Annotated in this window: 21 protein-coding genes; 5 read left to right on the top strand and 16 right to left on the bottom strand. The window is 70.5% G+C overall.

The window, feature by feature from the left end; translation table 11 throughout:
- Positions 1-6: 6 nt before the first annotated feature.
- The 6 genes from ACVHNB_RS22490 to ACVHNB_RS22465 all read right to left on the bottom strand — a co-directional run bounded on the left by ACVHNB_RS22490 (position 7) and on the right by ACVHNB_RS22465 (position 4,076).
- A complete protein-coding gene (locus ACVHNB_RS22490; RefSeq protein ID WP_428956913.1) occupies positions 7-759 on the bottom strand; it encodes an anti-sigma factor in 753 nt (250 codons plus the stop codon).
- Positions 756-1,340 carry a sigma-70 family RNA polymerase sigma factor gene (locus tag ACVHNB_RS22485; RefSeq protein ID WP_428956914.1) on the bottom strand — a complete coding sequence of 195 codons (585 nt, stop codon included), beginning with the start codon at positions 1,338-1,340 and terminating at the stop codon, positions 756-758. Before ACVHNB_RS22485 ends, ACVHNB_RS22490 begins: the two co-directional genes overlap by 4 nt.
- 88 nt (positions 1,341-1,428) lie before the next feature.
- On the bottom strand, positions 1,429-2,148 hold the full coding sequence (locus tag ACVHNB_RS22480) for an NUDIX domain-containing protein (RefSeq protein WP_428956915.1): 720 nt from the start codon (positions 2,146-2,148) through the stop codon (positions 1,429-1,431).
- Positions 2,145-2,522 carry a DUF4406 domain-containing protein gene (locus ACVHNB_RS22475; protein WP_428956916.1) on the bottom strand — a complete coding sequence of 126 codons (378 nt, stop codon included), beginning with the start codon at positions 2,520-2,522 and terminating at the stop codon, positions 2,145-2,147. Before ACVHNB_RS22475 ends, ACVHNB_RS22480 begins: the two co-directional genes overlap by 4 nt.
- A 36-nt stretch (positions 2,523-2,558) precedes the next feature.
- Positions 2,559-3,344, bottom strand: a complete 786-nt coding sequence (locus ACVHNB_RS22470; RefSeq protein ID WP_428956917.1) for a DeoR/GlpR family DNA-binding transcription regulator — start codon at positions 3,342-3,344, stop codon at positions 2,559-2,561.
- 315 nt (positions 3,345-3,659) lie between these two features.
- Positions 3,660-4,076, bottom strand: a complete 417-nt coding sequence (locus ACVHNB_RS22465; RefSeq protein WP_456225708.1) for a MerR family transcriptional regulator — start codon at positions 4,074-4,076, stop codon at positions 3,660-3,662.
- Positions 4,077-4,466: 390 nt separating this feature from the next.
- Between ACVHNB_RS22465 and ACVHNB_RS22460 the strand changes: the two genes are divergently transcribed.
- Entirely contained in the window at positions 4,467-5,975 is a 1,509-nt protein-coding gene (locus ACVHNB_RS22460) for a SulP family inorganic anion transporter (RefSeq protein ID WP_456225707.1), read from the top strand.
- A 162-nt stretch (positions 5,976-6,137) separates the two neighbouring features.
- Here the strand turns inward: ACVHNB_RS22460 and ACVHNB_RS22455 are convergent, their stop codons facing one another.
- The 10 genes from ACVHNB_RS22455 to ACVHNB_RS22410 form a co-directional block, all read right to left on the bottom strand.
- Positions 6,138-7,457 (bottom strand): BNR-4 repeat-containing protein, encoded by a 1,320-nt coding sequence (locus ACVHNB_RS22455; protein ID WP_428956920.1) that lies wholly within the window; start codon positions 7,455-7,457, stop codon positions 6,138-6,140.
- Positions 7,458-7,494: 37 nt separating this feature from the next.
- Positions 7,495-7,623: a hypothetical protein gene (locus ACVHNB_RS22450; protein ID WP_428956921.1), complete on the bottom strand. Its 129-nt coding sequence runs from the start codon at positions 7,621-7,623 to the stop codon at positions 7,495-7,497.
- Between the two features lie 198 nt (positions 7,624-7,821).
- Positions 7,822-8,214 (bottom strand): VOC family protein, encoded by a 393-nt coding sequence (locus tag ACVHNB_RS22445; RefSeq protein ID WP_428956923.1) that lies wholly within the window; start codon positions 8,212-8,214, stop codon positions 7,822-7,824.
- On the bottom strand, positions 8,211-8,513 hold the full coding sequence (locus tag ACVHNB_RS22440) for an ArsR/SmtB family transcription factor (RefSeq protein ID WP_428956924.1): 303 nt from the start codon (positions 8,511-8,513) through the stop codon (positions 8,211-8,213). Before ACVHNB_RS22440 ends, ACVHNB_RS22445 begins: the two co-directional genes overlap by 4 nt.
- Positions 8,514-8,614: 101 nt before the next feature.
- Entirely contained in the window at positions 8,615-10,990 is a 2,376-nt protein-coding gene (locus ACVHNB_RS22435) for an AbfB domain-containing protein (protein WP_456225706.1), read from the bottom strand.
- Between the two features lie 270 nt (positions 10,991-11,260).
- Positions 11,261-12,292: a LacI family DNA-binding transcriptional regulator gene (locus tag ACVHNB_RS22430; RefSeq protein ID WP_428956927.1), complete on the bottom strand. Its 1,032-nt coding sequence runs from the start codon at positions 12,290-12,292 to the stop codon at positions 11,261-11,263.
- A 73-nt stretch (positions 12,293-12,365) separates the two neighbouring features.
- A complete protein-coding gene (locus ACVHNB_RS22425) occupies positions 12,366-14,066 on the bottom strand; it encodes a glycoside hydrolase family 43 protein (protein WP_428956928.1) in 1,701 nt (566 codons plus the stop codon).
- Between the two features lie 73 nt (positions 14,067-14,139).
- Positions 14,140-15,015 carry a carbohydrate ABC transporter permease gene (locus ACVHNB_RS22420; protein ID WP_428956930.1) on the bottom strand — a complete coding sequence of 292 codons (876 nt, stop codon included), beginning with the start codon at positions 15,013-15,015 and terminating at the stop codon, positions 14,140-14,142.
- Between the two features lie 32 nt (positions 15,016-15,047).
- Entirely contained in the window at positions 15,048-16,019 is a 972-nt protein-coding gene (locus ACVHNB_RS22415) for a carbohydrate ABC transporter permease (protein ID WP_456225705.1), read from the bottom strand.
- Positions 16,020-16,053: 34 nt separating this feature from the next.
- Positions 16,054-17,337 carry an ABC transporter substrate-binding protein gene (locus ACVHNB_RS22410; RefSeq protein ID WP_456225704.1) on the bottom strand — a complete coding sequence of 428 codons (1,284 nt, stop codon included), beginning with the start codon at positions 17,335-17,337 and terminating at the stop codon, positions 16,054-16,056.
- A gap of 350 nt (positions 17,338-17,687) precedes the next feature.
- On the opposite strand from ACVHNB_RS22410, the gene ACVHNB_RS22405 reads away from it, so the two are divergent.
- From ACVHNB_RS22405 to ACVHNB_RS22390, 4 genes are all read left to right on the top strand, one after another.
- Positions 17,688-18,962: a glycoside hydrolase family 26 protein gene (locus ACVHNB_RS22405; RefSeq protein ID WP_428956933.1), complete on the top strand. Its 1,275-nt coding sequence runs from the start codon at positions 17,688-17,690 to the stop codon at positions 18,960-18,962.
- Between the two features lie 117 nt (positions 18,963-19,079).
- Positions 19,080-20,309, top strand: coding sequence for a hypothetical protein (locus ACVHNB_RS22400; RefSeq protein ID WP_456225703.1), 1,230 nt, complete (start codon positions 19,080-19,082; stop codon positions 20,307-20,309).
- Between the two features lie 232 nt (positions 20,310-20,541).
- Positions 20,542-21,318 carry a GH12 family glycosyl hydrolase domain-containing protein gene (locus ACVHNB_RS22395; protein WP_456225702.1) on the top strand — a complete coding sequence of 259 codons (777 nt, stop codon included), beginning with the start codon at positions 20,542-20,544 and terminating at the stop codon, positions 21,316-21,318.
- A gap of 142 nt (positions 21,319-21,460) precedes the next feature.
- Entirely contained in the window at positions 21,461-24,154 is a 2,694-nt protein-coding gene (locus ACVHNB_RS22390; RefSeq protein WP_456225701.1) for a glycoside hydrolase family 6 protein, read from the top strand.
- Positions 24,155-24,168 lie beyond the last annotated feature (14 nt).

The raw sequence follows: 24,168 nt of genomic DNA, 5'->3' as shown, positions 1-24,168 counted from the left end.
GACCGGTCATGCGGGCAGCTGCATCAGCGCCACGGGATTCGACGTCGGGTGCTGCGATCCACCCGTCGGCTCGACCGTGACGCCCATGCCGGACGCGTCGCCCACCGCGCCGTCCATGAGGACGGTCTGGGCCGTGCGCTGCGGATCCATCAATCCGGCGGGCCGCATGGTTCCGGCGTCGTCGAACCACAGCTGATAGACCTTGCCGCTCGGCGGCTCCGCCATGGAGGCGGCCACGAACACGGCCTTGTCGAGGCTCTTGGAGACGACGACCGTGCCGCTCGCCCCGTCCCCCAGACGTGCGGTGCGCGTCTTGGCGTCCGGCGCCGCGAGGACGTCGGCGACCTGGTCCGTGGCCTGCCGGGCCTGCCGGGCCTCCTCCCGCGCGTCCTGTGCCTCCTGGTGCTGCCAGACCGTGGTCCCGCCGAGCGCGGCGACCGCCGCGACACAGGCCGCCAGGGCCCAGCGCGAGATCTGGCGCCCGCGCCGGGGCGTCCCGGAGAGCCGCGAGCCCGCGGCGGTGCGCGGCGGCTCCTGGCGCACGGTGTCGATCCGGCGCAGGACCGATTCCTTGAATCCCTCGGGCGGTACGACCGTGAGGGCGCTGCCGAGCCGGGCCGCCGTGGCGGACAGCTCCTTGACCTCCTGCGAGCACGCCGAGCAGGCGACGAGGTGCCGCTCGAACTCGGCCTGCTCCTCGGGGTCGAGAGCGTGCAGGGCGTAGGCCCCGGTCAGTGTGTGCAGATCGGCGGTCGTCATGCGTTCACCCCCAGGCAGTCCCGCAGCCGGATCAGACCGTCGCGCAGCCGCGTCTTGATGGTGCCCAGCGGCACCGCCAGCAATTCGGCGACCTCGCTGTAGGTGAGGCCGCGGTAGTACGCCAACGACACGGACTGCCGTTGCAGTTCGGTCAGCGTCCGCAGACAGCGTCGCAGCTGTTCGTGCTCGAGCCGGGTCTCCACCTCCTCGGTCACCTCGTCGAACTCGGGGGTCTGCTCCAGGAGCGCCGCCTGATGGTCCCGCGCGGCGGCGGCCTCCACCGAGCGGACCCGGTCGATCGCGCGCCGATGGGCCAGCGTGAGCACCCAGTTGATCGCGGTCCCGCGGTCGGTGCGGTAGCGGGCGGCATTGCCCCACACCTCGATGAGCACCTCCTGCGCGACCTCTTCCGACTGCGCCCGGTCGCGCAGGACGCCGCGGACCACGCCCAGGACCGAACCCGCCACGGCGTCGTACACCGACGCGAACGCGTCCTTGTCTCCCTTCGCCACATCGGCCATGAGCTCCTCCAGGCTGGGTCCCCTACCTGGTGCGGGACCGATGTGGACGGCTTCCTTCACGTTCCAGACCTCCAAGCTCTCGGTACGCACACATGTGAACACGGGTGCAGTGGTAATACGGAGCCGCAGGGCGGACGGATGGGTCGCTCTACGCCCGGACGCGTGGGTCGGTGCCGTCGGAGTGCACGACGGCCGCGCCGGTGTGCGAACCCGGAGGGCCGAACGGCCCGTCGAGGGCCGCCCACTGAAGCAGCATGATCGTCTTCGCGTCGGCGATCCCACCGGTGCGGATCATGGACAGTGCCTGGGTGAAGGGCAGTTCCAGTACGGCGATGTCCTCCCCCTCGTCCGCGTTGCCGCCCGGCGTCGCGGTGGCGGTCGCGGCCCGGTAGGGCGCGGCGAAGAAGTGGACGCGCTCGGTGACCGAGCCGGGACTCATGTAGACGGCGAAGACGGGTTCGGCCGTGCCGATGACGTGCCCTGTCTCCTCGGCCGCCTCACGTCGGATCGCCTCTTCGGGGGTGTCGCCGTCCAGGAGGCCCGCCGCCGTCTCGATGAGCATGCCGTCGGGATGCCCGTTGACGTAGGCGGGCAGCCGGAACTGGCGGGTCAGCAGGACGGTCCGCCGCTCCGTGTCGTGGAGCAGGATCGTGGCGCCGTCGCCGCGGTCGTAGGTCTCGCGCTGCTCGCGGCTCCAGTGACCGTCACTGTGCCGGAAGTCGAAGGTGGTCCTGCGCAGCACGTACCAGTCGCAGGAGAGGACCTCCACGTCCCGGACGCACACGTCCGGATTGCCGGTCAGGTCGCGCCCGTGCCGGTCCAGGCCGGTGCGGCCGCGCCGGTCAGGTGTGTCGATGCCGGCGGTCATCGGGCGGCCGGGACGTCGTCGAGGCAGGTGAAGACGCGCTTGCCCCGGGCGCGTGCGCGGTCGACCATCAGGTCGGCGCCCTCGGAGGGGCCGCCGATGCGCAGGACCGCGTCGCAGCGGGCCAGCAACTGCTCGGCGACGGGGTGGAAGATCTCCTCGTACGCGGCGTCTGCGGGCCGGGTGCTGCCCGCGGCCTCCAGGAGCGGCAGGGCGAGTGCCTCGCCGGTGACTCCCAGGTGGCCGGCGCGGAAGAGCCTCAGGGCCGTTTCGTTCATCGCCCGCACGTTCGCCTCGAGCTTGTGCGGGTCGTCGCCGGTGCCGGACCGGTAGGGGCCGGCGACGAGGATCATCAGTGATGCCGGGGCGGTGTTCACCGGACTGCTCCTTGCTGTGGTGCTGGTGGACCGGCGTCAGACGAGATGGATCTCGACGCCGGATTCCCGAAGGGCCCGGAGTGTCTCCGGGCCGCCGGGGTGGGTCTGGGGATCCTCGGCGGCGGCGTCGGTGACGAAGTGCTCCACGGATCCGAGCGGCGCGACCTGACTGAACGCGCGCACGCCGAGCTTGGTGGCGTCCGCGACCGTGACGGTGCGCGCGGACTGGGCGAGGCCGGCCTGCTTGACGGCCGCGTCGTCCAGGGAGAACTCCGACCAGCCGTGTGCGGCGTGCACACCGCCGATGGACATGACGAAGCAGTCGAAACTCAGTGCCTCCAGCGTGCGCAGGGCCAACGGCCCCACCAGCGAGCGCTCGCCGGGGCGGGACCGGCCCCCGACGACGAGCAGGTCGATCCCCGGCCGGTCCGCCAGCGCCGCGGCCGCTTGCAGGCTCAGCACGGCGACGGTCAGCGGGGACCGCTCGGCCAGATGCTCCGCCACATGCACGGTCGTGGTGCCCGCGTCCAGCAGAACGCGTGAGCCGGGCTCCACCAGTGCGGCCACGGCCGCGCCCAGCCGGTCCTTCGTGGCGGCCTGCCACCCTTCCCGTGCGGCGAAGCCGCCGCCTTCCTCGCGCGGCCGGGTGGCGACCGCGCCACCGTGCACCCTGCGCACCAGCCCTTGGCTTTCGAGTGCGTCCAGGTCACGGCGCACGGTCATGTCCGAGACGCCCAGGCGATGGGCGAGCTCCGACACGGAAACCCGGTCGGAGCCCTGCACCAGTCGCAGGGTCAGGTCCAGACGATTGGCGATTCCCATGCCTCATTTCTAACAGATCAATGTTCATTCGAACAGGGTGATGTGAGGCAAGGCGCAACGCGGGGTGGCTGTCATTGAGCTCGGGGTGCTGTGCGGCGAAGCGGGCGTCGAGCCGGGCCACCTCCTCGGCGGCCCGGGCCGGCAGCGAGTCGCCCTCAGCGGTGACCCGCAGACTGGACGCGGACCCGGCGTGCGCGCTCCCGTCGTCGACGAGCCCGGCCGCGACGAACGCCGCCGCCGCGGTGCGGGTGCTCTGTACGGTGGATCCAGGCCCTCCGGCGATCCTGGCGCGTCGCGGCGCGGGACCGCCGACGATCAGGCGGACCGCGTGGGCCCGCCCGCCTGGTCCAGGCGCGTGCGCAGGGTGCCGGCGAACTCCTCCGCCCGCGCCAACTGGGTCCGCAGATCCGCCACCCGCCGCTGCGCCGCCCGCTCGAACTCCTCGATGCGGACCAGGATTTGACCACGCTCGTCGGCAGGAAGGTCCGCGCCGGAGTCCAGACGGTCGGTGGCGTCGAGCAGATCGCGCATCTCGTCGAGGGTGAAGCCGAGCGGTTTCATCCGGCGGATCACCATGAGGCGGGCGACATCGGACTCGGTATAGAGGCGGAAACCGCCCTGGGAACGGGCCGAGGGGATGACCAGACCTGTCTCCTCGTAGTGCCGGATGGTGCGCAGCGACAGCTCCGTCCGGGCGGCGACCTCGCCGATCTGCATGTGCTCGCCGCTCACCGCGGACGCCCTTCCCTGGTTCCTGCCGCTGCGGCCGCAGGCGGCCCGCACCGATCTCTACCCTAACGTTAGGGTAGATTTGACGACCGTTGACAGCGTTCCGGGGTCCGTCCCGTGACCGTCAGCCGAGTCGGGGCCGATGGCGCCCCCGGTCAAGAACCGATGGGTGCAGGAGAGAGCGTGCGCATGCCGATGTCGTGTCGCGCCGCTGCTTGCCCGCCGTGACCCTTCGCCCCTGAGCAGTCCGCCGGTCCCGCCGCGCCTGCTCGTCCCTGTGGACCTCGGCCCGCCGTCGAGCGGGCTGTGCGGACGACCGGCCCGGTCCGTCCGCGCCTTCCCGCATGCACGGTGACACCGAGTGTGCCCGACCACGAACAGGTACCGCTTCTCTTGTCTGCGCAATCTCCCGCATCTCCTGTCGCGCTGCTGCGCCGCGTGAAGCCCGACTGGATCTCCGATCCGAAGGTGTGGCGCACCGAGGTCCTCGCCGGCCTCGTCGTCGCGCTCGCCCTGATCCCCGAAGCGATCTCCTTCTCGATCATCGCGGGGGTGGACCCGGAGATCGGCCTGTTCGCCGCCTTCACGATGGCCGTCACCATCTCGATCGTGGGCGGCCGACGAGCGATGATCTCCGCGGCGACCGGCGCCGTCGCCCTCGTCATCGGGCCCCTGAACCGCGAGCACGGACTGGGCTACCTCGTCGCCGCGGTCATCCTCGCCGGGATCTTCCAGGTCGTCCTCGGCGCGCTGGGAGTGGCCAAGCTGATGCGCTTCGTCCCGCGCAGCGTGATGGTCGGGTTCGTCAACGCGCTCGCCATCCTCATCTTCATGGCGCAGGTGCCCGAGATCACCGACGTGCCCTGGGCCGTCTACCCGCTGGTCGTCGGCGGGCTCGCGCTGATGGTGCTGTTCCCGAAGGTCACCAAGGTGATTCCGGCCCCGCTGGTCTCCATCGTCGTCCTGACCGTGATCACCGTCGCGGCCGCGATCGCGGTGCCGACCGTCGGTGACAAGGGGGAACTGCCGCACGCGCTCCCGGTACCGGGCCTGCCCGACGTCCCCTTCACGCTGGACACGCTGACCACCGTCGCTCCTTACGCGCTCGCCATGGCACTCGTCGGGCTCATGGAGTCACTGATGACCGCCAAGCTCGTCGACGACATCACCGACACGCACTCCGACAAGACCCGTGAGTCGATCGGCCAGGGCATCGCCAACATCGTCACCGGCTTCTTCGGCGGCATGGGCGGCTGCGCCATGATCGGCCAGACCATGATCAACGTGAAGGTGTCGGGAGCACGCACCCGCCTGTCCACCTTCCTGGCGGGCTCGTTCCTCATGGTGCTGTGCATCGTGTTCGGCCCGATCGTGTCGGACATCCCGATGGCGGCTCTGGTCGCGGTGATGGTCATGGTGTCGTTCGCGACGTTCGACTGGCACTCCATCGCGCCGAAGACCCTCAGGCGGATGCCCGCCGGGGAGATCGCCGTCATGGTCATCACCGTCGCGGTGGTCGTCGCCACGGGCAATCTGGCCATCGGTGTCGTCGTCGGTTCCGTCATCGCCATGGTGATCTTCGCCCGGCGCGTCGCCCACGTCGCCGATGTCACCGCGGTCACCGATCCCGACGGAGGTCAGGTCGTCTACTCCGTCACCGGCGAACTCTTCTTCGCCTCCGCCAACAGCCTGGTCGGCCGGTTCGACTACGCCGCCGACCCGGACAAGGTCGTCATCGACCTGTCCGGCACCCACATCTGGGACGCCTCCTCCGTCGCCGCCCTCGACCTGATCGAGGCCAAGTACGCCCAGCGCGGCAAGCAGGTCGAGATAAGCGGCCTGAACGAGCACAGCGCCCGCATCCACGAACGGCTCAGCGGCGCACTCGCCGACGACCACTGACCGGCCGACGCACCGATGCCGCCCGGAGCACACACTCCGAGGCGGCCTCGCGCATGTCGCCGACGCTTCGCCCGGCCCGTGCGGATCCGGGCCGGGAAGAGCCGCTCCGGGAGCGGGCCCGCCTGGCGGTCACCTCGGCGCGGCCACGCCCTCTCACATCCCTCAACGCCGCGCGTAGTACAGCGTGTTGTGCGCCGTGTCCGGCAGGTACAGCACATCGTTCCCGTCCGAGTCGCGCCGCACCGCCAGGCGGTCCGCGGTCAGGCCCGGGGTGACGGACGTCGAGGTCCAGGCGCCGCCGGCCTCCGTCGCGGCGTACACGCGGTCGGTGCCGGAGCCGGTCACGTAGTAGACCCGCTTGCCGTCCGTCTCGTCCCAGGTGATGCCCAGCGCGGCGTTGGTCGGGCCGCCGGCGTAGACGGTCTGACGGGCCCAGCGGCCGGCGCTCGGGTACGCGTAGTACACGCGGAAGTCGCCGCCGCTGTCGCCCGAGCGGTACCGGTAGGCGACCTTGGGCGTGGCGCCGTCGAGGGTGAGCTTGGCGCTCTGCACCGCCGGGCCGGTGTACCCGGTGTTGTCGCTGCTCCACTCCTCGCCCGTGGTGAGCCCCTGGATCACGTCGGCGGTGGTGGGGGTGACCGGGGTGGTGGCGGCCGCTCCGGTGCTGTCGGTGAAGCTGCCGGTCGCCGGATCGTAGCGGAGGTAGGACAGCTGGTGCCGGAAGGCGGACGACGGCGCCTTGGACCACTCGTAGAGCAGGTGCACGCGTCCGGCGGAGTCGACCGCGAGGTCGTCGGGGTAGACGGCGCGGTACTGGGCCGCGGCGAAGGTGGCGACGACGCTCCACCGGGATGCCGCGTTGTCCCAGCGGTACAGCTTCCCGGGGCGCTGGTCCGATCCGTTGCCGACGCGTGCGGCCAGGTACAGATCGCCGTTGGGCGCCGTGGTCAGGACGGGGTACGTGATGGCCGCGCCCTGGTCGGGCATCTCGGCCGCGTGGTCCGTGAGGTCGCCACCGGCCTTGTCGGAGCGGAAGTAGCGCCATGTGTCGGTGTGCATGGACGTGAAGACGTGCAGGCGGCCGCTCCCGTCACGGGCGACGGACGGCTGGTTGTGCCCGTTGTCGTCGGTGAACTCGGCCTGCTGCCCGTCGCTGTCGAGCAGCGGCAGGCGGCTCCAGACGCCGTCCGGATCGCGGCGGGCGAGCGCCGGGCGGTGCGTGGCGGCGATCGAGCCGGGCTCGTCGTAGGCGAAGTACGTGTACTGGCCGCGGCCCTTGTAGGTGGCGACCGGCGTCCACCAGGCGGCCTGGTTGGACGAGTCCATGGCGTAGGGCACCTTCTCGACCGTGGCCGCCGCGATGGTGCTCCGAGCAGCCGCGCCGGGTGACAGAGGTACGGCCTGCGCGGCCGGGACGAGAGTGAGCAGGGCGGTCAGGGCCGCGGCCGAGGCGGCGTACGTACGAGGACCGGGGCGGCGCATGGTGACTCCTTCGAGAAGGGGGGCGGGGGCGAAGGGTTCAGGCGGAGGGGTGCGGCGGAGCGGTCTCCCGCGCGCGCAGCCCTGATGCGCCCCGGCCGGGACCCGCCGCGGCCGCGTCGCGGGGACGGGTCCTTGCACGTGTCGCCTGGTCGGTCGTCTCGGTCACGGTGCCTCCTGCGCGGCTCTCTCCGGCACGCGGAGGTGATCTCGCCCTCCGCTGCGGCGGGAACTTACAGGAGATCCCAGAGGCTGAACAGGGATTGCACAATATGCATGTGAGCTACGTGAGTGATGGGGCCTTTCCTGGCTCTCGGACTTGCTGATGCGCAGAGTGGTCGTGGAGTGCGCCGTGGCGGTGTGGCGCCTATTCCGGCTGTGTCGCGATCTGGATCAGGTTTCCGCAGGTGTCGTCGAAGACGGCGGTGGTGACGGGGCCCATCTCCAGGGGCTCCTGGGTGAAGCGGACGCCGAGGCCGCGCAGGCGCTCGTGTTCCGCCTTCACGTCGGCGACCGCGAACTGGGCGAGCGGGATGCCGTCCTCGACGAGCGCGTCGCGGTAGGTCTTCACGGCCGGGTGGGAGGCGGGCTCCAGGAGGAGCTCGGTGCCGCCGGGCTCGTCGGGCGAGACGACGGTCAGCCACCGGTCCTGCTCGCCGACCGGGACGTCGTACTTCTTCACGAAGCCGAGGATCTCGGTGTAGAAGCGCAGGGCCTTCGCCTGGTCGTCGACGAAGACGCTGGTCAGATGGATCTTCATGGGGAACTCTCCTCAGGTCCGGATGTGCCGGGCACGAGCCACCGCTCGGCGATCTGCCGCAGCGGGGCGGTGTTCAGGTCGTGGAACTTGTAGCGGCCCTCCCGCCGCGTCGCGACGAGCCCGGCGGCCTCCAGCACGGCGAGGTGCTGGGAGACCGCCTGGCGCGAGATGCCGAGCCGGTGCTTCATGCTCAGCCGCGCGCAGATCTCGAACAGCGTCTGGCCGGACTTCTCCGTGAGCTCGTCGAGGATGGTGCGCCGGGTGGGGTCGGCCAAGGCTTTGAACAGGTCATCGGCCACATCCACAGAATAGGCAAGCATTCACTTGCCTATCAAGCCGAACGCCGCCGCGCACACCCCGGCGTCGGGAGATGTGCGCGGCGGCGCCGAGCGATCACCGGTCAGGGAGCCCAGGGGGCCTCCACGGACCAGGTGGTGTCCTCGGTGAACAGGCTCGGGTTGTCCGCGGCGCGGGATCCGCCGGGGACGGCGAGGTACACCTCGGAGTTGTAGTGACGCAGGTACTGGCCCGGATAGTTCTGGGCCATCAGCCGCACGCCGCCCTGCCCCGGAACCGCGCAGAACGTGGCGTCCGCGCGGAACAGCGCCGAGCCGTCACCGGCCTCCCGGTACACACGGAACTCGCGGTGGCGCAGGTACTCGCCCGGATAGTTGCGGGACTCGAAGGAGTAGCAGGAACTGTCGGCCAGACCGGGCACGATCCGCCAGGTGGCGTCGTTCTTCAGCAGGTCGCTGCTGCCGCTGTTCACGACCTCGGTGTACGCGAGGGCGTCCTTGTGCCGGACGTACCGGTCCGTGTAGCCGGGGGTGGTGACCCGCAGCGACTTGAGGCCGGTGGGCAGGGTCGTCGGCGCAGCCGGACTCTTCGAGGCGTTGATCAGGGCCTGGTTCGCCGCCTTGACCCGCGTCGCGTCGACCTTGACCACCTGACGGTCGTACGTCAGCAGGCCGTTGACCTCGTTCTCGACGTCGGTGATCTCGGTGTAGACCGACGCCGACAGACCCGCCGGCATCTGCTGCAGGCGCAGCGCGTCGATCAGGCCGGTGAAGCGGTTGTTCAGATGGGCGGCGTCGGTCTGGTCCTCGTACGAGAAGCCGTTGCCCGGCGACCACTCGTGGCCGGGGACCCGGAGCCCCAGCCCGCCGTACTCGCCGAGGACGGCGGCCCGGGTCGCCGAGGGTCTGGTCACCCCCGGGCCCACGTAGATGTGGTTGTCGATCACGTCGCCGTTGCCGCCGTCGACCGAGCCGCAGCAGTTGACGCCGCTCATGTTGTCGACCAGACGCGAGGGGTCGGCCGCCTTCACCTTGTCGGCGATGCGGGCCTGGTCGTACTGGCCCCAGCCCTCGTTCTCGTTGACCCACATCACGAGCGACGGGGAGCTGCGGTGCTCGTCGATGATCTGGTCGTACTCCGCCTCCCACTGGGTGCGGGCGGCCGAGTCCGGGGTGCGGGTGTCCATCGCGGGCATGTCCTGCCACACGAGCAGCCCGAGCCGGTCGGCCCAGTAGAACCAGCGCTGCGGTTCGACCTTGATGTGCTTGCGGACCATGTTGAAGCCGAGGTCTTTGTGCTTCTGGAGGTCGTACTTGAGGGCGTCGTCGGTGGGCGCGGTGTAGATGCCGTCGGGCCAGTACCCCTGGTCGAGGGTGCCGGTCTGGAACACGAACGTGCCGTTGAGCAGCAGTCGTTGCTTGCCGTCGACCGTGCCGCGCGAGATCGAGCGCATTCCGGCGTAGCTGCCGACGGAGTCGGACACCGTGGAGCCGGTCACGAGGTCGGCCTTGACGTCGTACAGGAACGGATCGTCCGGCGACCACAGATGCGGGTTCGTGATGCGGACCGTCAGCTGCGAGCCGACCGCGCCGGTCGCCGTGCCCACCGTGGTGCCGCCGGAACTGACCGTGACGCGCGCGCTCTGGCCGCTGATCCCGTCGCCCCGGACGGTGACCCGCAGCGTCGAGTCGGACAGGTTCGGCACCATGTCGAGACGGGTGATGTGGGCGGGGGCGGTGGGCTCCAGCCACACGGTCTGCCAGATGCCGGAGGCGGCGGTGTAGAAGATGCCGCCGCCCGGGTGCGGCGTCACGTCGTTGATGCGCTGCTTGCCCACGGCCTGGCCGCCGGTCTGGGTCGGGTCGAACACCGAGACCACGATGGTGTTGGTGCCGCCGTTGAGCAGCGGCGTGATGTCGTAGCCGAAGGCGTCGTAGCCGCCGCTGTGGGCGGCGCCCGCCTGCTGTCCGTTGACCCACACCGTCGTACGCCAGTCACTGGCGCCGAAGTTGAGCTGGACGCGGCGGCCGTTCCACGCGGACGGCACGGTGAACGTGCGCTTGTACCAGAGCTTGTCGTTCTGGGTGATCTTGCGCTGGATGCCGGAGAGCGCGGACTCCGCGACGAACGGGACCCGGATCTGCTCGGTGAAGGAGGCCGGCTGCCCGGCGTTCGCCGAGGTGACGGCGAAGTCCCAGATGCCGTTGAGATTGGCCCAGTCGGAGCGCGTCAGCTGCGGTCGCGGATACTCCGGCAGCGGATTGTCCCGGGAGACCTGGTCGGTCCACGGCGTCGTCATGGGCGCCGGTTTGGGGGTCCAGGCGGCGGCCGCCGCCTGCGCGGCGGGGGCCAGGGCGGTGGCGCCGCCCAGGAGCAGCGCGAGGGTGGTCAGCAGAATGCCGAGCGCGCGGCCCGGGCGGGACGCCGACAGGGCACGCGCGGGGCGCGTCGATCTGAGGCGGTTGGAGGGGTGGCGCATCGGGGCTCCTCGTGTCGCAGGGCGCGGCCGCACGGGCCGCCGGACGGCGGTACGGAGGTGCTGGAGCACGCTGGGTGCCCGGTGCTCGTTGAGCTTTACAACGCTGTACGGCACCGGGCTAACAAGCGCCGGATCCGGGTGCCGTGATGGGGAGCGGGCGGGCCGGCGGCCGGGGTCGAGTACGCCGCTCTTACATCGTTGTAAGAGAAGTTATGGCGCACCGCCTGACGGCGCGTCAACGCCCTGGACGCTCAAATCTGCCGCGAGCGGTCAACCGGTGCCGGGCGCCGCCGTACTGGCGCGGACCACCAAGCGGGTGGAGAGCTCCACCCGGGGAAGATCGACCTCTTCGCCGTCGATCACCCGCAGCAGGGTGCGGGCCGCCATCGCCGCCATGTCCTGGAGCGGCTGGCGGACCGTGGTGAGCGTGGGGTCGCTCCACCGCGTCACCGGAAGATCGTCGAAACCGACCACGCTGATGTCCTGCGGCACCCGCAGCCCGCGCTCGCGCAGCGCCGTGTACGCCCCGAACGCCTGGAGGTCGCTGGCGGCGAACACCGCGGTGGGACGCGGCAGCCGGCCCTCTTCGGCGTCGTCGAGAAGGGCGATCGTCTCGGTGCGGCCCGAGGGGTCGGTGAAGGCGCCGTGCCGCACCGCACCCTCCGGGATGTCGAGGCCGGCGGCCTCCATCGCCGCACGGAACCCGTCCGCGCGGGCCCGGCTGCACAACAGCTGGCGCGGGCCCGCGAGATGGGCGATGTGCCGGTGCCCGAGACCGATCAGGTGCTCGGTGGCGGCGACCGCGCCCGCCCAGTTGGTGGCGCCGATCGTCGGGACGCCGGCCTCGACGTTGCCGACGGGGTCGACGAGGACGAACGGGACGCCCAGCGAGGCCAGGCGATTGCGCTGGCCCAGCGTCAGATCGGAGACGACCAGGATCGCGCCGTCGGAGCGGCGCGCCGCCAGCTGGTCGAGCCAGGCGCTGGTCTGCGAGCTGCTGCCGTGCGCCGCGGACAGGACCATGCTCACGCCCGCCTCGCGCAGCGTCTCCTCCGCGCCGCGGATGATCTCGACGGACCACAGGCTGTCGAGCTCGTTGAGGACCAGGTCGACGATGCCGCCGCGGCGCCGTGGCCGGCGCGGGTGGTAATGGTGACGCGCCATGATCTCCTGGACGCGTTCCCGGGTCGCCGCGGAGACGTCGCTGCGGCCGTTGAGCACCTTCGACACGGTGGCCGTCGACACCCCGGCCTCGGCCGCGATGGAACCGATGGTGGCGCGGGGGCGGGACTGTGCGGTCATACGGCGTCGGACTCCCGTGGGACGGTGGCGTGCGGGGCGCGGCGGGGCGTTGTGGGGTGAAGCCTAAGGCCCGTCATCCGTGGTCCGGGCCCTGGTAGCCGAGTGCGGTGAAGTCGGCGGCACGCCCGCCGCCGGTGAGGTCCTGCGCGCACACGCCGATGAAGGCGCCGGTGAACCCCCAGCTGCTGAAGTGTCCGCCGTCGCCGACCGTCGCGTACTCGTCGGAGAGGCGGGTCACGTCGAGGACCGGGCCGAGGGGACGTTCCGCGCGGGCGCCGTCGTCGGTGCCCACCGACCAGGTGAAGGCGGCCTCCGCGCCCTGCCCGGTCAGCCGCAGCCGGACGGGGCCCCTCGGGGGCAGCGGCACCGGCGGCGTCGGCTCGGAGTACCGGCCGCGGTCGCAGACGGCGAGGCGCAGCACCCTGCCCTGCGCGTCGTCCCAGGTGACATGGGCGTAGTGCCAGATCTGGGTGTTGTAGAAGTGGACCAGGCCCGCCATGTGCTGGGGCGCATGGGGGTCGAAGGAGACCGTCGCCTCGGCCGTGAAGCGCAGGTGCTGCTGGCGGCGGGCCACCAGGCTCTGCTCGTGGAGCGAGGAGAGCGATTCGCCGCCGCGCAGCCGCAGCCGCAGCGTGTCGTCGTGCGGGCCGGTCCGGGTGAGCCAGGACGGGTCGGGGTGCCGGCGCAGGGTCATCCACTCGGGGCCGAGGACGCCGGTGGACGCGGTGGCCGCGGGCTGCGGCTCGGCCCGCGCACCGGCGGGCGCGGCGACGAGCACGGACGGGCGCCCGGGGCCCGCGTCGCCGTCGACGCGCGGCCAGCCGTCGGGCGTCCAGTGCACGCGTTGCAGGGCGGTCTCGCGGCCGAGGACGCAGGCGCCGCGCGCGGTCAGCGGGCGGGCGGTGAGATGGGCCAGGTACCAGGCGCCGTCGGGGGTCTCGACGAGGCTGCCGTGTCCGGCCTTCTGGAGTTCCAGGGCGTCGTCGCCGTACGCGGTCAACAGGGGGCCGGCCGGATCGGACGTGTAGGGGCCGGTGATGTCGCGGGAGCGCGCGACGGTCACCGCGTGCTCCCACGACGTCCCGCCCTCCGCGGTGAACAGGTAGTACCAGCCGTCCTTGCGGTACAGATGCGGTCCTTCGGTGCGTCCGAGCCGCGTACCGGAGAAGATCCGTCGCACCGGCCCGACGGGGCGGCGCGCGGACCGGTCCCACTCCTGCAGCAGGATGCCGCCGAACGGATCGTTGCCCGGCCGGTGGTCCCAGGACAGCCACAGCAGCCAACTGCGGCCGCTGCCACCGGGATCGGTGTCGTGGAACAGCGACGGATCGAACCCGCCGCCGGGCGCGGGCGCGGGCTCGGACCACGGGCCGGTGGGGGTGGGGGAGGTGGTCACCCAGTTGCGTACGTCCTTGTAGGCGCCGGCCAGGCTCCTGACGTTGGAGTAGACGAGGTGGAACAGCCCGTCCGCGTACGACAGGCAGGGCGCCCAGACCCCGCCGGAGTCCGGTGTGCCGGCGAGGTCGACGAGCCGTTCCTCCGTCAGCGCGCCGCCCAGGGGGCGCCAGTTCACCAGGTCGCGCGAGTGGTGCAGCGTCACCCCCGGCAGCCACTCGAAGGTGGAGGTGGCGAGGTAGTAGTCCTCGCCGACCCGGAGCAGGGACGGGTCCGGGTGGAATCCGGCGAGGACGGGGTTGCGGATCATCGCGGGCCGCCCGGTGGCGGGCGGCGGCGCGGCGGAGGTCGGCCCGGTCGTGGGCGCGGCGGCAGTCATACGGTTCCTCGGGGATCGGTGCGGAGGCGGTCACGGTCAGCGGGTCGCGGCGCGGCGGCGCCGAAGGCGTGGCTCACCCCTTCACCGCACCGGCCATCACTCCGGAGACGATGCGCCGGGCCAGCACGGCGAAGAGCGCGAGCACGGGGACGACGGAGACCACGACACCGGCGAGCATCAGGGTGTAGTCGGTGTAGTAGCCGGCGGCGAGCTGGTTCAGGGCGATCTGCACCGTGCCGTTCTCCGGGGGCAGGGCGATGAGCGGCCAGAAGTAGTCGTTCCAGGCGAACATGAAGGTGAACATGCCGAGCACCGCGGCGACCGAGCGCACGCCGGGCCAGGCCACGTACCAGAAGGTGCGCAGTTGTCCCGCGCCGTCCATCCGGGCCGCCTCGATGAGCTCGTCGGGGATGTTCTCCTCCATGGCCTGCCGCATCCAGAACACGCCGATCGCGGAGACCAGCGCGGGCACGATGAGCGAGCTGAGCTTGCCGTACAGGCCCATGTCCGTCACCAGCAGGTACAGCGGGATGATGCCGAGCTGCGTCGGCACCATCACCGTGGTGATCACTACGACGAGGAGGGCGTTGCGGCCGGGGAAGCGGAGTTTGGCGAAGGCGTACCCGGCGAGCGAGGAGAGCAGGACGTTGCTGACGGCGGTGGTGCCGGCGACGGTGAAGGAGTTGCCGAGCGCCTTCCAGAAGTCGACGGTGTCGAAGACGCGCCGGATGTTCTCCAGCAGGTGGCCGCCGGGCACCAGGGACGGGGTCGCGTTGCCGAGGACGGAGTTGTCGCTGTGCGAGGCGACGACGAACGTCCAGTACAGCGGGAAGATCGAGGCCAGGACCACGGCGGCGAGCAGGGCGTAGGCCAGCGGACCGGCACTGTCGTGGCGCCGGGGCCCTGCGGCGCGGGTGCGCGGGCGACGGGCGGTCAGGGGTGTTGCCATACGGGGGCTTCCTTCGGGGGCCGGGGGAGGGGTCATCGGTCGGAGCCGCCCAGGCGCCGGGTGAGGAAGAAGTTGAGCGCGGCGACGGCGGCGATGACGAGGAACAGCACCCAGGAGATGGCGGACGCGTATCCGGCGTCGTTGTTGATGAACCCGTACTTGTAGAGCATCAGCGTCAGCGTCTGGAACTGGTGCTCCGTGCCGCCCTCGGCGTTGGCCTGGGAGTCGAACAGCAGTGGTTCCGCGAAGAGTTGGAGGCCGCCGATGGTCGAGATGACCACCGTGAACAGCAGGGTCGGGCGGATCGCGGGAAGGGTGATGCGGCGGAAGGTGAGCAGGCGTCCGGCGCCGTCGACCATCGCCGACTCGTACAGATCGCGCGGCACCGCCTGCATCGCGGCCAGATAGATCAGGGCGTTGTAGCCGGTCCAGCGCCACATCACCATGAAGCTGATCGCGAGGTGCGAACTCCAGGTGTCCGCGGTCCAGTCGACGGGGTCGCTGATCAGTCCGAGCTGTTCCAGGACCCAGTTGACGACGCCGAAGTCGCGCCCGAACAGCTGGGAGAAGACGAGGGCCACGGCCACCACGGACACGTACTGCGGCACCAGGACCAGGGCGCGCCAGGTCGTCCTGGCGCGCAGCCGCCGGTCGAGCAGCCACGCGACGGCCAGGGCGAGCAGCAGCTGGGGGACGGTGGAGAGCAGGTAGATGCTGAAGGTGTTGAAGGTGGCGTTGTAGAAGTCCGGGTCGGCGAACAGGTCCCGGAAGTTGTCCAGGCCCGTGTACCCGCCGTCGCCGGTGAGCCGGTCCCAGCGGTGCAGCGAGACCCAGAACGTGTAGAGCAGCGGGTAGAGCCCGAAGAGCCCGAAGACGATGAAGAACGGTGCGATGAAGCTGTAGGGGGTGAGGCGGCTGCGCCGCGTCGGCCGCCTTCGGGCACGGCGGCCCGGTGGTGCGTCAGTACCGAGGGTGCGCTCGGCACCGGCGGTGTGGACCGCCATGGAGGCCTCCTTACGGGCTCGGGTGGGTCGGGGATCAGTGCTTGAGGTTCTTCTCCGCGTCGGACAGGGCCTTTCGCCATGCCTCGGCGGGGGAGGACTTGCGCTGCTCGACGAGCTGGAGGGCGTTGGCGAACGGGATGCGCACCTGCTGGTCCTTGGTGCCGCGGTAACTGGGCTTCAGGCCCTGCGCGGAGGCGGCGAAGATCTTGCCGGTCGGCGCGTCGTTGAAGTACTTCTGCCGGGTGTTCTGCACCGCCGGGTCCGACAGCGCGCCGGTCAGGGACGGGAGCGAGCCGGTCGGTCCCTGGAAGATCTTCTTCTCCGAGGCCGCGGAGGTGAGGAACGAGGCCAGTTCGGCGGCTTCCTTCGTGTGCTTGCCCTGCTTGGGCACCGTCAGGAAGGAGCCGCCCCAGTTGCCGCCGCCCCCGGGCACGGCGGCGATGTCCCACTTGCCCTCGCCCTCCTTGCCGGCCGCGGTCTGGATGAGGCCCGTCATCCAGGCGGGGCAGGTGATGGTCGCCATCCGGCCCTGCTTGATGCCCGCGTTCCACTGCTGGCTGAACGGGACGAGGTTGGCGGACATGCCGTCGGCCGCGGCGTCGGCGGAGTCGGAGAAGGACCGCTTCACGTCGGGGTTCTTGTCGGCGATGTAGGAGTCGTCGGCGTCGAAGAAGCCGTACTCGGTCTGGTTCATCATCGCGCTGAACACGTTGCCCGCCGAGTCGAACCAGGCGTGGTCCTTCACCTTGGCGCGGAAGGTGTCACCGGCCTTGAAGTACGCGTCCCAGGTGGGCCACAGCTTGCCCACCGCCTCCCGGTCCGTGGGCAGCCCCGCCCGGCGGAACAGGTCCTTGCGGTAGCAGATGGCGAGACCGCCGACGTCCGTGCCGTACCCCATCACGAACTTCCCGCCGTCGGCGGTTCCCTGGCCCCACTTGTAGGGCAGGTACTCGTTCTTGCGCTTGAGGGCGCCGAAGTCGGCGAGGTTCACGAACTTGTCCTGCACCGTGCGGAACTTGGGCAGGTAGCCCTCCTCGATGGCGACCACGTCGGCGGCGCCGCTGCCCGAGGAGAGCTGGGTGGAGAGGCTGTTGTGGTGCTGGTCGAGCTGCGAGATCCGCTCCTTCACCACGACGTCCGGGTGCGCCTTCTCGAACTCCTTGATCAGCGGCTTGTACCCGAAGTCGCTGAAGGTGGCGACGGTCAGGGTGATCTTCCCGTCGGACTCCACCGAGCCGGACGAGCAGCCGGACAGGACGAGCAGGGTGGCGAGTCCGGCTGCCGCGGCGACGGATCTGCGGGCGTGCGAGGAGCCCATGGGGGACCTCCAGGGATCAGGAGCGAGTGGGAGACCGAGGGACGCGAAGGCGTTTCGATGCGCACAACCTGACGGCTGTCGAAACTTAATGTCAAGAGTTTCGAAGAACATTCGGTGTCGGCACGTGCTCCGACGAGCTGGTAAACACCGCCGGTGGGAGGGGTGATGTGTGCACCTCGGCAGCCCACAAGGCGCCCTGCGCGTTTCGAGCGCACGGCCACAGCCAGCAAACTTCTACGAAACTTACGTGATTCATTGACGTAACGCGGAGCGGTCTCCACGATGCGGGGCGGAACTCACCCCCCACCAGAAGGAGTTGACCCGTGAATCCCCTCAGGACCCTGAGATCCATGAGACCTGCGAGCCCGATGACGTCCCTGCGCGGACGCGCCACGGCCGCGGTGGCCGGCCTCGCGGCGGCGGCCGTGCTCGGCGCGCTCGGCACCGTGCCCGCCGCGGCGGACTCCGCCGTCGCGGCCCGCAACCTCCCGCCCGACGGCAAGACGCTGTCCATCATGGGCCAGGACAGCGACACGCTCGCCGACTACAAGCGCGACGTGCTCGACCAGTCAGCACTCGGCGCGCCCGCCCCCGGCGGCGTCACGCTCTACACCAACCTGGTGCTCGGCGGGAACCCGGAGCCGCTCGCCGGAATGAACGGATCCGCCAACTGGGGCGCGGGAACCGTCGACTTCAACAGCACCCTCGCCCAGTACCCCGGCGCGGCCGTCGCCGTCGGCCTCTACCTCTCCGACGCCACCAGCGGATGCAACAACCAGCCGCTGCGCGCCATCATCGGCACCGGCGACAGCGACGTGACCTCGGGCAGCCCGAACCTCATCACTCGGTACCGCGACAAGGTCGACGAGATGGTGACCAAGCTCAAGGGCTACGACCGCCAGGTGTTCCTGCGGATCGGCTACGAGTTCGACGGCCCCTGGAACTGCTACAACGCCGACTTCTACAAGCGGGCGTTCGCCTACATCAAGGGGCGCATCGACGCCTTGGGCGCCACGAAGGTCGCGACGGTCTGGCAGACCGCGGCCTGGCCGCTCAACACCAGCACCGACCACCCCGAGTGGAACTACGTCGTCACCGACCCGCACCACTACGACGCCTGGTACCCCGGGGACCAGTACGTCGACTGGGTCGGCATGTCCTCGTTCTACTCCGCCGGATCCGTGGCCACGCAGTGGGGATGCAGCGCGACCGACACCGCACCGGCCGACCTCCAGGACCGCGTGCTGAACTTCGCCCGCGGGCACGGCAAGCCGGTGATGGTCGCCGAGTCCGCGCCGCAGGGCTACGACAACGGCGCCGGCACCAAGAGCTGCATCATGCGCAAGGGCCCGGCCGCCGCGAGCGCGGACACCATCTGGAACGAGTGGTACCAGCCGTACTTCGACTGGATCGCGAAGAACCGGGACGTCGTGCGGGCCGCCGCCTACATCAACACCGACTGGGACAGCCAGACGCAGTGGCAGTGCGCGGACGGCGCCCAGGCGGGCGGCCCCGGCTGCTCCAACGGCTACTGGGGCGACTCCCGTATCCAGGCGAACCCCACGATCCGCGACCGCTTCCTCGCCCAACTACGCGGTTCCGGCTGGGCGAACGGCACCAGGTGACCCCCGGTACCTGACGCCCTCGCGGCGGGACGACCCCGCACCCGGCCGTCCCGCCGCCCCTTCCCCGCCGCGCCGGGCCGCCCCCACGACCACGGCCCGGCAGTCAGGAGTGACACCATGCGCACCACGAACACCGGCCGCGGTCCGCGGCCGCACCTCCTGCTCCTCGCCGCGCTCCTCTCCGTGGCGTGGCTGATCCCCTTGGGGACGAGCGCCTCCGCCGCCCCGGCCGAGCCGCGCACGCTCCTCATCGGGCAGTCCACCCGTGCGGCCTGGGACGACTACACCTCCTTCGGCCAGGCCCCGGACGGCGGCTCCGTCTACTACGAACTCGCCTCCGGGAACTGGGTCGGCCCCGGCCACGCCGACTACGCGTCCTTCCTCGCCGGACAGGGCAGGACGGTGCAGGTCGGCATCAGCTGGAAGGACAACCCGCCCGGCTTCGAGGGCGGCGACGAGAACGCCAAGGCCGCCCGCTCGCGCGCCGTCACCCAGGAACTCGCCGACGGCCGCTACACCGACAAGTTCACGACACTGATCGACTTCATCGACGCCCACCCGTCGGCCACGTTCCTGCTGCGCCTCGACTACGAGGTGAGCTCCTTCTACCACTGCACCGACGACAGCTGCGCCTCGTACAAGAACGCCTTCGCCCGCATCCGCTCGCTGATCCAGGGGCGTGTCCACCAGAACAACGTCAGGTTCGTCTTCCACCCGGTGCGCGGCGAGTTCGAGAAGCTCTATCCGGGGGATGCCGCGGTGGACCGGATAGGCGTCTCGATCTTCGCCCACGAACTGTGCATGCCCATCCACGACCTCGGCGGCTACCTCTACAACGGCACCCCGCCGGACAACTACGACACCTCCACGCTGCAGTGCCGCAACGCCTACCTCGCCACCGACTCCTCGGGCCATCCCAGTGCGGTCTGGAAGAACTGGGACTACGACGCGAACGTCCTGAAGATGATGAAGTTCGCCCAGGACCACGGGAAGAAGATGACCGTGTCCGAGTCCGGCATGATGAACTTCACCGCCGACGGCGGCGACACCAGTGGCGCCGAGCCCGTACGCGGCGCGCTCTGGACGAAGCGGCTCTTCGGCCTGCTCGACTACCGCGGCCCCATCCCGAACATGGCGGGTACCTACGACCTGTCCGACGTCATCACCACGGTCACGTACATCAATCTCGACTTCCGCTACGGCTGGGACGGGAAGGACGACGGCTCGTTCGACTTCCCGCCGGACTCGACCTGGTTCGCGGACGGACGTCTGTCGCGCAACACGGACGCGCGGGCGGCGTTCTGCGACGGTCTCGCCGCCACCGGATTCCGCACCCGGTGCGGCTGACCGGCCGGCTCGCGAGGGCGACGGGTTTCGACGGCGCGGTGACGACCTGCGCCGTCGACCGAAACTCGCGCGATTGATTGACGCGCGCCGCGGAGTTGCCCACGATGCCGGTCGGACCACCTCTCGCTCCGCCGAGGCAGCCGACCGGCATCGTGAATGTCATGGACATGGCTTTCTCGCTGGATGTGGGAGCGCTCCCAAAGTGATCCCGTACCGACGAAAGGAAAGCGACGTGAAGCGTCCCCCCACCGCCGTCCGCCGGACGAGGACGGCCCTCGCGGTCCTCGCCGCGGCCGGCTGCCTGTTCGCCTCCGCGTCGACGGCCACCGCCTCGGCCCGCGCCACCGAACTCTGCGGCGCCTTCGACACGTTGAGCGTGGAAGGCGGCAAGTACACCGTCCAGAACAACGTGTGGGGAGCGTCGACGGCCCAGTGCATCGCGGTCGACGGCACCTCCTTCGAGGTCACCCGGGCCGACCACGCCAACCCGACGAACGGCGCCCCCGCCTCCTACCCCTCCATCTACGCGGGCTGCCACTACGGCGCCTGCACCACCGGCAGCGGGCTGCCGCTGCGCATCGACGCGATGAACCGGGTGACCAGCAGCTGGTCCACGCACGCGCCGGCGAGCGGCGTCTACGACGTCGCGTACGACCTCTGGTTCGACCCCGACGCCCGGGCGAGCGGCCAGAACGCCGGCGAGCTGATGATCTGGAACAAGCACCAAGGCCCGGTCCAGCCCGTAGGCCAGAAGGCCGGAAACGTCACCATCGGCGGCGCGAACTACGACGTGTGGACCGGCAACATCGGCTGGAACGTGATCAGTTACGTCCGCACCAGCGCCACGGACGCCGTCACCGACCTGGACCTGCACGCCTTCGCCGACGATGCCGCCGCGCGCGGCAGCCTGCGCGCCGACTGGTATCTCACCAGCGTCCAGGCCGGGTTCGAGCCGTGGCACGGCGGAGCCGGACTGCGCACCGACGCCTTCTCGCTCAGCGTCTCCTGACCGGGTGCGTCGAAAAGCCCCGGTCGTACGGCAGTTGGGAGCGCTCCCAAACATATGGCTCCGACGCCCCACCGCACGCCCACCCCTGTGCCCAACCCTCTGTGTCCAACCCCCTGTGTCCACCCCACGAAGGGACAGAAGAGTGCACCGGCATCCCCCGCACCGCAGATGCCTGACGCGCCTCCCCGGCGCGGCAGTCCTCACGGCCACGGCGCTGGCCGCGGCCCTGCTCACCCCCTGGTCCGCGACGGCCGGCACCGCCCGCGCCGCCGAACACGTCGACAATCCGTTCCAGGGCGCCGACGCCTACGTCAACCCGGACTACACGTCCCGCGTCGAGCAGTCCGCCGGCCAGGAGAGCGACGCCGACCTGGCGGCCCGGATGCGCAGCGTCGGCGGACAGCCCACCGCCGTCTGGCTGGACCGGATCGCCGCCATCGAGGGCGGCGCCGCCAACGACGGGCGGCTCGGCCTGACCGGCCACCTCGACAAGGCCCTCGCCCAGGCGCGGCCCGGCACCCCGATCACCGCGACGTTCGTCGTCTACGACCTCCCGGGACGCGACTGCGCCGCCCTCGCCTCCAACGGTGAACTCCCGCTCACGGAGGCCGGTTTGGAGCGTTACGAGAAGGAGTACATCGACCCCGTAGCGGATGCCCTGGCCGATCCCAGGTACGCCGACCTGCGCATCGCCACCGTCATCGAACCCGACGGCCTGCCGAACCTCGTCACCAACCTCTCCGACCCCGAGTGTGCCCAGGCCAAGTCCAGCGGACTGCAGGTCAAGGCGGTGCAGTACGCCCTGGACAAACTGCACGCCCTCCCGAACGTCTACACCTACCTCGACGCGGCCCACTCCGGATGGCTCGGCTGGGACAACAACCTGAAGGGCGTCGTCGACCTCTACACCGAGACGGCACGCGGGACGAAGGCCGGGCTCGACAGCGTCGACGGAGTCGTCACCAACGTCTCCAACTACACCCCCACGGCCGAGCCCCACCTCGACGACCCCGATCAGACGGTCGGCGGTCAGCCGCTGAAGTCCGCCACGTTCTACGAGTACAACCCGAACTTCGACGAGGCCGACTACGCGAAGGCGCTGCGCACCTCGTTCGCGGCGGCGGGCTGGTCCGACGGGCTCGGCGTCCTCGTCGACACCTCACGCAACGGCTGGGGCGGCACCGACCGGCCCGGCGGCGCGAGCGGCGACACGACCGACGCCTACGTCACCTCCGGGCGCGTCGACCGGCGTACCGACCGCGGCAACTGGTGCAACCAGCAGGGCGCGGGCCTCGGCGCCCGCCCCCAGGGGGCACCCGCCGACGCGCCCGGCATCGACGCCTACCTGTGGGTGAAGCCGCCCGGCGAGTCCGACGGCTCCGGTGAGGACATCGACAACGGCGAGGGCAAACGCCCCGACCCGAACTGCGACCCCGACTTCACCACCCCGAAGGGAGTCAGGACGGGGGCGCTGCCGGACGCACCGCTCGCCGGGCACTGGTTCGACGCCCAGTTCGCGACTCTGGTGAAGAACACCTATCCAGCGGTGAGCGCGGCGCCGGTGAAGCAGGCCACTCAGGCGTCGTACTCCACGAAGTCCGCGGCCGCGGACGGCGACGACTGGCTGCACACCGACGGAGCCCAGGTCGTAGACGAACAGGGCAACCCGGTGTGGATGACCGGCACGAACTGGTTCGGCTTCAACACCACCGAACGCGTCTTCCACGGACTGTGGTCGGCGAACCTGGAGACCATCACGCGACAGATGGCCGAGCGCGGCCTCAACACCATCCGCGTCCCCATCAGCACCCAGCTCGTCCTGGAGTGGCGGGACGGCAGGGCCGCGGTGTCCAGTGCGGTCAACACCTACGAGAACCCGGACCTGAAGGACAAGACCACGCTGGAGGTGTTCGACCGCTTCCTCCAGCTGTGCAAGACCTACGGGATCAAGGTCATGCTCGACGTGCACAGCGCGGAGGCCGACAACTCCGGCCACATCTACCCGGTGTGGTGGAAGGGCGCCATCACCAGCGAGGACTTCTACCGGGCCTGGGAGTGGCTCGCAGACCGCTACAGATACGACGACACGGTGATCGCGGCCGACGTGAAGAACGAGCCGCACGGGAAGCAGACCGAGAGCCCGCGCGCCAAGTGGGACGGCTCCACCGACGAGGACAACTGGAAGAACGCTTGCCAGACGGCCGGCCGCCGCATCCTCGCCATCAACCCGCATCTGCTCGTGCTCTGCGAAGGCATCGAGATCTACCCGCGCGACGGCAAGAACTGGCAGTCGACGAACGAGGCCGACTACCACTTCGACTGGTGGGGCGGAAACCTGCGGGGCGCCGCGGACCACCCCGTCGACCTCGGCAAGGACCAGGACCAGCTCGTCTACTCCCCGCACGACTACGGCCCGGCCGTCTTCCGGCAGCCCTGGTTCGAGGGCGACTGGAACAAGGACACCCTGACCGCGGACGTGTGGCGGCCCAACTGGTTCTATCTCCAGGACCAGGGCACGGCACCGCTGCTCATCGGTGAATGGGGCGGCCGCCTCGACGGCGCCGACAACCAGAAGTGGATGACAGCGCTCAGGGACTTCATCACCGAGCACCGCATCAACCAGACGTTCTGGTGCCTCAACCCCAACTCCGGTGACACCGGAGGGCTGTTGAAGGACGACTGGAAATCGTGGGACGAGGAGAAGTACGCCTTCCTCAAGCCCGCTCTCTGGCAGAGTGACGGCCGCTTCGTGGGGCTCGACCACGTGGTGCCCCTCGGTGGCGTCGGCAGCGGGACCGGGCTGACGCCGCAGCGGGCCTCGGCCCGGAACGGCTGACCATGGGCGCCGGA

The sequence above is a fragment of the Streptomyces sp. YJ-C3 genome, assembly GCF_053891275.1.
This window is presented reverse-complemented; position numbering and strand designations above follow the sequence as displayed.

Coding starts and splice junctions, on each gene's coding strand:
- ACVHNB_RS22490 (WP_428956913.1), bottom strand. CDS start 759: ATGACGACCGCCGATCTGCACACACTGACCGGGGCCTACGCCCTGCAC.
- ACVHNB_RS22480 (WP_428956915.1), bottom strand. CDS start 2,148: ATGACCGCCGGCATCGACACACCTGACCGGCGCGGCCGCACCGGCCTG.
- ACVHNB_RS22470 (WP_428956917.1), bottom strand. CDS start 3,344: ATGGGAATCGCCAATCGTCTGGACCTGACCCTGCGACTGGTGCAGGGC.
- ACVHNB_RS22455 (WP_428956920.1), bottom strand. CDS start 7,457: ATGCGCCGCCCCGGTCCTCGTACGTACGCCGCCTCGGCCGCGGCCCTG.
- ACVHNB_RS22445 (WP_428956923.1), bottom strand. CDS start 8,214: ATGAAGATCCATCTGACCAGCGTCTTCGTCGACGACCAGGCGAAGGCC.
- ACVHNB_RS22435 (WP_456225706.1), bottom strand. CDS start 10,990: ATGCGCCACCCCTCCAACCGCCTCAGATCGACGCGCCCCGCGCGTGCC.
- ACVHNB_RS22430 (WP_428956927.1), bottom strand. CDS start 12,292: ATGACCGCACAGTCCCGCCCCCGCGCCACCATCGGTTCCATCGCGGCC.
- ACVHNB_RS22425 (WP_428956928.1), bottom strand. CDS start 14,066: ATGACTGCCGCCGCGCCCACGACCGGGCCGACCTCCGCCGCGCCGCCG.
- ACVHNB_RS22420 (WP_428956930.1), bottom strand. CDS start 15,015: ATGGCAACACCCCTGACCGCCCGTCGCCCGCGCACCCGCGCCGCAGGG.
- ACVHNB_RS22415 (WP_456225705.1), bottom strand. CDS start 16,019: ATGGCGGTCCACACCGCCGGTGCCGAGCGCACCCTCGGTACTGACGCA.
- ACVHNB_RS22410 (WP_456225704.1), bottom strand. CDS start 17,337: ATGGGCTCCTCGCACGCCCGCAGATCCGTCGCCGCGGCAGCCGGACTC.
- ACVHNB_RS22405 (WP_428956933.1), top strand. CDS start 17,688: ATGAGACCTGCGAGCCCGATGACGTCCCTGCGCGGACGCGCCACGGCC.
- ACVHNB_RS22400 (WP_456225703.1), top strand. CDS start 19,080: ATGCGCACCACGAACACCGGCCGCGGTCCGCGGCCGCACCTCCTGCTC.